The organism is Tardiphaga sp. (assembly GCF_044340795.1).
Lineage (GTDB): Bacteria > Pseudomonadota > Alphaproteobacteria > Rhizobiales > Xanthobacteraceae > Tardiphaga.
This window is the reverse complement of record NZ_JBIISY010000298.1, coordinates 1-6,492: the sequence shown is the minus strand read 5'-3', so window position 1 is coordinate 6,492 and position 6,492 is coordinate 1. Positions and strand designations below refer to the sequence as shown.

General features: G+C 63.6%; 5 protein-coding genes. 3 read left to right on the top strand and 2 right to left on the bottom strand.

All coding sequences use genetic code 11. From position 1 onward, the window contains the following. Nucleotides 1-462, bottom strand: a 462-nt coding sequence (locus ACIQ17_RS29385) for a porin (RefSeq protein ID WP_398472965.1), incomplete at its 3' end; no start/stop codon positions are given. A 311-nt stretch (nucleotides 463-773) separates the two neighbouring features. Next, a complete protein-coding gene (locus tag ACIQ17_RS29380) occupies nucleotides 774-1,892 on the bottom strand; it encodes an anhydro-N-acetylmuramic acid kinase (RefSeq protein ID WP_398472964.1) in 1,119 nt (372 codons plus the stop codon). 142 nt (nucleotides 1,893-2,034) lie between these two features. Between ACIQ17_RS29380 and tyrS the strand changes: the two genes are divergently transcribed. The 3 genes from tyrS to ACIQ17_RS29365 all read left to right on the top strand — a co-directional run bounded on the left by tyrS (nucleotide 2,035) and on the right by ACIQ17_RS29365 (nucleotide 6,453). After that, nucleotides 2,035-3,288: a tyrosine--tRNA ligase gene (gene tyrS / locus ACIQ17_RS29375; protein ID WP_398472963.1), complete on the top strand. Its 1,254-nt coding sequence runs from the start codon at nucleotides 2,035-2,037 to the stop codon at nucleotides 3,286-3,288. A 148-nt stretch (nucleotides 3,289-3,436) separates the two neighbouring features. Then, nucleotides 3,437-4,654 (top strand): MFS transporter, encoded by a 1,218-nt coding sequence (locus ACIQ17_RS29370; RefSeq protein ID WP_398472961.1) that lies wholly within the window; start codon nucleotides 3,437-3,439, stop codon nucleotides 4,652-4,654. A 104-nt stretch (nucleotides 4,655-4,758) separates the two neighbouring features. Continuing rightward, nucleotides 4,759-6,453 carry a methyl-accepting chemotaxis protein gene (locus tag ACIQ17_RS29365; RefSeq protein WP_398472960.1) on the top strand — a complete coding sequence of 565 codons (1,695 nt, stop codon included), beginning with the start codon at nucleotides 4,759-4,761 and terminating at the stop codon, nucleotides 6,451-6,453. The last annotated feature ends 39 nt before the right edge of the window (nucleotides 6,454-6,492 follow it).

Genomic DNA, 6,492 nt, shown 5'->3' with positions numbered 1-6,492 from the left:
CACCGCCTTGCCGAAGGTGAAGCCGGCGAACTGGATGAAAGCGAGATCGACCTCGGTGAAGCCGCCCGCGATACTGTCGCGGTTCTGGGTGAAATCGAGCTGGAAATTCGCATAGGTGCGGACGGTACCGTAGTCGGTCGATGTCCGCGTATCCGTGGTCAGGTTGATGCGCTCGCGGGTGAGGTAGTAGTCCTTGGTCCAGAGATTGTTACCGCCAGCACCACCCTGCCAGTACGGCGCGTCATAAGGGCCGCCATTGAACGTGGTATCGATACGGATCGCACCGCCGATCTTGATGCAGGTGTCGGTGCCCGGGATGTAGTAGAAGCCCGCACCGTACAGCGAGCAGACTTTGACATATTCGACGGCCCTGGCCTTCACCGGCAGGTCTGCCGCCTGCGCGCCGCCGATGGCCATCAGCGCTGCCGCCGAGCCGAGAATTGTCTGCTTGATCGTCGTCATGCCGCCTCCAGGGCGAGGCCACAGGCAAACGCACAAGCGTTCTGCAAACAGGCGTCGCATCTTCTTTCAGCCGCTGTCGCGGCCGCTCGGCGTCAATCTGTTGGCGACAGTGATGCGACACAATGGCCGCGGTGGATTGACGCAGCATCAATTGTGACCTGTGTGCTTTGAGCAACAAATCGCACACGCATGCGGCAGCGTGTTACCAGCACAATCACGAGAACTCATGACGCAATCACGGACCGGTGTTCACCCATGCCCGTGATCATCATCGGCGTCCGTGGACCGCGCCGACTCGGCGAATCGCGCAGCTAAGTCAGCGGTCCGCCTGCAAACACGCCGCCGGTCATGGCGCCTGCAACGCCCGTTGTGCCCGGGAACGTCAGGGGCAATCGCTTCACACTGCGCACCGCCAGAAACGCAAAAGCTTGCGCCTCCATTGCATCGGCCGACCAGCCAAGCGCATCGGCGCTCTCCACCGATGCCGGCGCAACGCGGGCGCGGAGCATCGACAGCAGTGTCGGATTTCGCGCACCACCGCCGGCAACGACGACAGCCTGCGGCCGCTTCGGCAGCAGCGGCGCGATCGCTGCAATGGTTGCAGCGGTCAATGCCGTGAGCGTCGCCGCACCATCGGCGGGTGATTTGCCAGCCACGCTCAGCGCCGCGAAGTGATTGCGATCGAGCGATTTCGGCAGCGGTGCGACGAAGAACGGATTCTCGAGAGCATGGGCGATCCAGGGCTCGTCCACCTGCCCTTCGGACGCCAGGGCTCCATTGGCATCGAAAGGCTGGCCGGTGTTCTGCAACACGAAGTCATCGAGCAACGCATTGCCCGGGCCGGTGTCGCAGGCGATCAGCACGTCGTCGCCATCGATATAGGTGATGTTGGACACGCCGCCGATATTGACGACGATCAATGGCCCACGGCGATCCAGCTCGCGTGCCAGGGCGCGATGATACACCGGGACGAGTGGCGCCCCCTGCCCGCCTGCAGCCACATCGGCTGCGCGCATGTCATAGACCACGGGCAGACCGAGGCGTTTCGCGAGCCCTTCCCCGTCGCCGATCTGCACCGTCAGGCGATCCGCCGGCCGATGCAGAACCGTCTGTCCGTGGAAGCCGACGATATCGACAGCATCGCGGGCAATCCCATTCTCTGAGAGGAAAGCCTCGACGGCTTCGGCGTGGGCGTCCATCACCACACGTTCGGCCTCCGCGAGCACGCCTGGCCGCGCATTGCGATCGCGCATGCCGATCGCATCGCTCAGCGCCTGCCGGAGCAACGTCCGCTCGGCCTCTGCATAGGGTCGATATCCGGATGGCCCGAACGCCGTGACCCGTTCGCCATCGGTCTCGATCATGGCGACGTCCACCCCGTCCAGCGAGGTTCCGCTCATCAGCCCGATCGCTCGCAGCGCCCTGGTCACGCAAAAATCCCTGAATTCCGGTCCAAACTTGTGCCGAACCGCTCAATCTTATACCAAACCACCCTCTGGCGGCCCGACCGCCGCCAGCATGCCGCCGATTGATTGAGGCGGCGTAAAACCTTCAGACCCGAGTCCCGAACCGATGACCACCTACAAGTCCGATTTCCTCAACGTGCTGGACCAGCGCGGCCTGATCCATCAGGTCTCCGACGCTGCCGCGCTGGATGCCGCCTGCTGCAAGGGACCGGTCACGGCTTATGTGGGCTATGACGCCACGGCGACCAGCCTGCATATCGGCAATCTGATTTCGGTGACCATGCTGTACTGGTTTCAGCAGACCGGGCATCGCCCGATCACGTTGATGGGTGGCGGCACCTCGATGGTTGGCGACCCCTCGTTCCGCGACGACCAGCGGTCGTTGCTGACGGTGGAGAAGATCGCCGAGAACATCGAGGGCATAAAGAAGATCTTCGGCAAGATGCTCACCTATGGCGACGGCCCGACCGACGCGCTGATGGTCAACAATGCCGACTGGCTGCTGAAGCTGAACTACGTCGAATTCCTGCGCGATGTCGGCCGGCATTTCTCGGTCAACCGCATGCTGTCCTTCGACAGCGTGAAGCTGCGCCTCGACCGCGACCAGTCGCTGTCCTTCCTCGAATTCAACTACATGATCATGCAGGGCTACGATTTTACGGAGCTCAACCGCCGCTACGGCACAATCCTGCAGATGGGCGGCTCCGACCAGTGGGGCAACATCATCAATGGCGTCGATCTCAGCCATCGGATGGGCGGACCCCAGCTCTATGCGTTGACCACGCCGCTGCTGACCAAATCGTCGGGCGAGAAGATGGGTAAGTCGGCCTCCGGTGCCGTCTGGCTGAATGGCGATCTCTTCAGCCCCTATGATTTCTGGCAGTACTTCCGCAACACCGAAGACGCGGATGTCGGTCGCTTCCTCAAGGTGTTCACCCGCCTGCCGCTGGACGAGATCGCCAAACTCGCAGCGCTCGGCGGATCGGAGATCAACGAGGCGAAGAAGATTCTGGCGACCGAAGCGACGGCCGTTGTGCATGGCCGCGAGGCGGCAGAGGCCGCCGCCGAGACCGCGCGGAAGACATTCGAGGAAGGCGCGCTCGCGGAGAGCCTGCCGACCGTGAACATTCCGCGTGGCGAGCTGGAAGCCGGCATCGGCGTCCTGGCAGCGTTCGTGAACGCCGGCTTCGTGGCATCGAATGGCGAAGCACGCCGCCAGATCAAGGGCGGCGGCCTGCGTGTCAACGACGTTGCCGTGAATGACGAGAAGATGCTGCTGACGCCGGACCAGCTGACGCCCGAAGGCGTCATCAAGCTCTCGCTCGGCAAGAAGCGGCATATTCTGCTGAAGCCGGAGTAGACGCAGCTGTCAAAGCCGGACGCAGCGCAGCGAAATCCTGACTCCAGACAACACTTCTGCATAGCCGCATTCATCCAGCGCACTTGTCCATGGCGAGCGAAGCGCGTCCCATGACGCCCTCGCAATCGCCGTGGAAAAAGAGCGCCCGATGGATTTGAAGACGTCCCAACGCATCGGGCTCTCCGTCCTCGGTCTCTGCTTCACACTCTCCTTGTTCGGCCGCGGTCTGCAGGAAAGCTTTACGGTCTTCCTGCTGCCGGTTTCGCAGTCCTTCGGCTGGGATCGCGGCGAGGTCGTTTCGATCTATTCTCTGACGGCGTTGTGCGTCGGGCTCTCCTCCCCCCTCGTCGGACGGCTGTTCGACAGATCCGGGCCGCGCACGGTATTCCTCATCGGCCTTGCGGTTCTCGGAGGCGCGCTGCTCGCCGCCGCCTATTCACAGCAACTCTGGCAGTTCCAGCTGGCCATGGGGCTCTGCTTCGGTTTTGCCGTGGCCTGCATCGGCAATGTTCCGAACGCGCTGCTGCTGGGACGATGGTTCGGCAAGCGCCTGCCGACGGCAATGTCCGTGGTCTATTCCGCCACCGGCGCTGGCGTCCTCATCATGCTTCCGCTCGCGCAGCTGCTGATCGATCACATCGATTGGCGTGGCACCTACCGTGTGCTTGGTTTCACCGCGCTGGCAATCATGGTGCCGCTGCTCATCATGCCGTGGCGAAGGTTCAGCGCAGGCTCGCCGCATCTGGAGCGCCCGCGAGGCAGCGAAGACCTGATCGACGAAGGATGGACGCTCGTTTCGGCGATGCGCCATCACGCCTTTTGGGCGCTGTTCGGTACCTTCTTCTTCACCGCCATCGGCATGTATGCGATCACGCCGCAAGTGGTTGCCTATCTCGTCGATGTTGGCTTCCCGCCGCTCCAGGCGGCAACAGCTTGGGGGTTCAGTGGCGTCGCCCTGCTCTGCGGCATGCTCGGCATCAGCTGGCTCGACGGCGTGATCGGCCGTCGCCCTTCGATCCTGTTCAGCTACTCGTGCTCGCTGCTGGGGATAGTCATGCTGTGGCTGCTGCAATGGTATCCGAGCTACGCGTTGCTCACCGGCTTCGTTGTCTGCTTCGGCAGCATGGTTGGATCACGCGGGCCCCTGCTCTCCGCGACCGCCATGAAGATCTTTCGCGGCAAACGCGTGGGCACGATCTATGGCGCCATCACCTTCGGCAGCGGCCTCGGCGCGGCGCTGGGATCATGGGCCGGCGGCCTGCTTCATGACTGGACCCAGAGCTACAATTGGCTGCTCGCCTTCGCGCTGATCAGCGTGGTGCTCGGCATGATTCCGTTTCTCGTGGTGCCGGCGCTTCGCAACTGAACGCGACGCCGTTCGCGCCGCGAACAAGTTGAGCTCATCACGATTCACGATTGGTAAGCGACTCGCTGGTATTGCAGTGCACATCGCTCCGATCAGAGGTCGCCATGAGTTTGCTCAGCCGTTTCACGATCCGCACCATGCTCGCCAGCATGGTGCTGGTCTCCGCCGCATCGATCTGCGCCGTGATCGCAGTCGCCGCATCGCTCAGCCAGAAGCGCATGACGGAGGATCGGATGGAGCAACTCCACACCGCGACTGACCTGATGCTGGGCATGGCAGAAGGCCTCCAGGAGGAGGTCAGCGCCGGCAAGCTCAGCCTCGCCGATGCGCAGATGCAGTTCCGCATGCGCGCCCGCACCATGACCTTCGGCAACAAGCAGGGCTATCTCGTCGCCTATCGCCCCGACGGCGTCATTCTCGTCAATGCCGGCAATACCAAGCTCGAAGACAAGAACACGGGCGCGAAGGACTCCAACGGTGTTCTGATCTCGAAAGCGATCATCGACGCCGGCAAGCAGAGTGCCACCGGCGGCATGACCTATTATCTCTATCCGCGGCCGGGCCAGACCGAGCCCACGGCGAAGATGGTCTATGCCCGTCATTTCGCGCCGTGGGATGTCACCGTGAGCACCGGCCTCTATGTCGATGACCTCGACGCCGATGTGAATGCATTGCTGATGCGTCTCGGTGCGCTCGGCGCTGCGGTGCTGGGCGCCATGGCGCTACTCTCGTTCCTGATTGCCAGCGACATTCTCGGTGCGCTTCGCCGCCTGCAGGCCCGCATGCATGAGATCGCCAACGGCGCGCTTCACCAGACCGTGGCCGAAACCGATCGCGGCGACGAAATCGGCCGCATGGCCGAGACGCTGGAAATGCTGCGCCAGACCTCGCTCACCGCCCGCACGCTGCAGGCCGAACAGGTCGCCCTCGAACAGCGCAGCGAAGCTGAAAAGCGGGACGCGCTGATCGCCCTCGCCGATCGCTTCGACGCGTCGGTCGGCCAGCTCGTCGGCCTGATGGCCTCGGGCTCGACCGAACTGGAAGCCACCGCACAGTCGATGTCCGGTACAGCCGCCCGCACCAATGACCAGGCCGGCGTGGTTTCGACCGCAGCCAACCAGGCCAGCAGCCGCGTCCAGACCGTTGCAGCTGCGGCCGAGGAACTGTCGTCCTCGATCTCGGAAATCGCTCGCCAGATGGCACAGTCGGCCAAGATCACCACGCACGCCGTGGAGAGCGCCCGCCGCACCGACACCATCGTTCGCGCACTGGCCGAAGGCGCGCAGCAGATCGAGGAGGTCGTGGACCTGATCTCGACCATCGCCGCCCAGACCAACCTGCTCGCCCTCAACGCCACGATCGAAGCGGCCCGCGCCGGCGATGCCGGCAAGGGGTTTGCGGTAGTCGCCACCGAAGTGAAGAGCCTCGCCGGCCAGACCGCGAGCGCAACCAAGGAAATCGTCACCCGCATCGCGCAGATCCAGAACGCGACCAAGGAAGCGGTCGACGCCATCCAGGGCATCACCACCACCATCGAGGAAGTCAGCGCCATCGCCACCACGATCGGCTCGGCCATCGAGGAGCAAGGTGCCGCGACCGCCGAGATCGCCCGCAACGTCACCCAGACCGCGCAGGCCACGCAGGACGTCACCACCAATATCGGCGGTGTCACGAATGCGGCGCACGAGACCGGCAATGCCGCCAGCATGGTGCTGAGCGCGGCCTCGGGCCTGTCGAAACAGGCCGAGCAGCTCACCGGCGAAGTGAACACCTTCCTGGCCGGCGTCCGCGCTGCGTGACCTGAAGGCCTTCAAAGCAAAGGGCGCGGTCATCGCTGA

Excerpts from the sequence above, each read along its gene's own strand:
- tyrS (WP_398472963.1), top strand. The coding sequence starts at position 2,035 with ATGACCACCTACAAGTCCGATTTCCTCAACGTGCTGGACCAGCGCGGC.
- ACIQ17_RS29370 (WP_398472961.1), top strand. The coding sequence starts at position 3,437 with ATGGATTTGAAGACGTCCCAACGCATCGGGCTCTCCGTCCTCGGTCTC.
- ACIQ17_RS29365 (WP_398472960.1), top strand. The coding sequence starts at position 4,759 with ATGAGTTTGCTCAGCCGTTTCACGATCCGCACCATGCTCGCCAGCATG.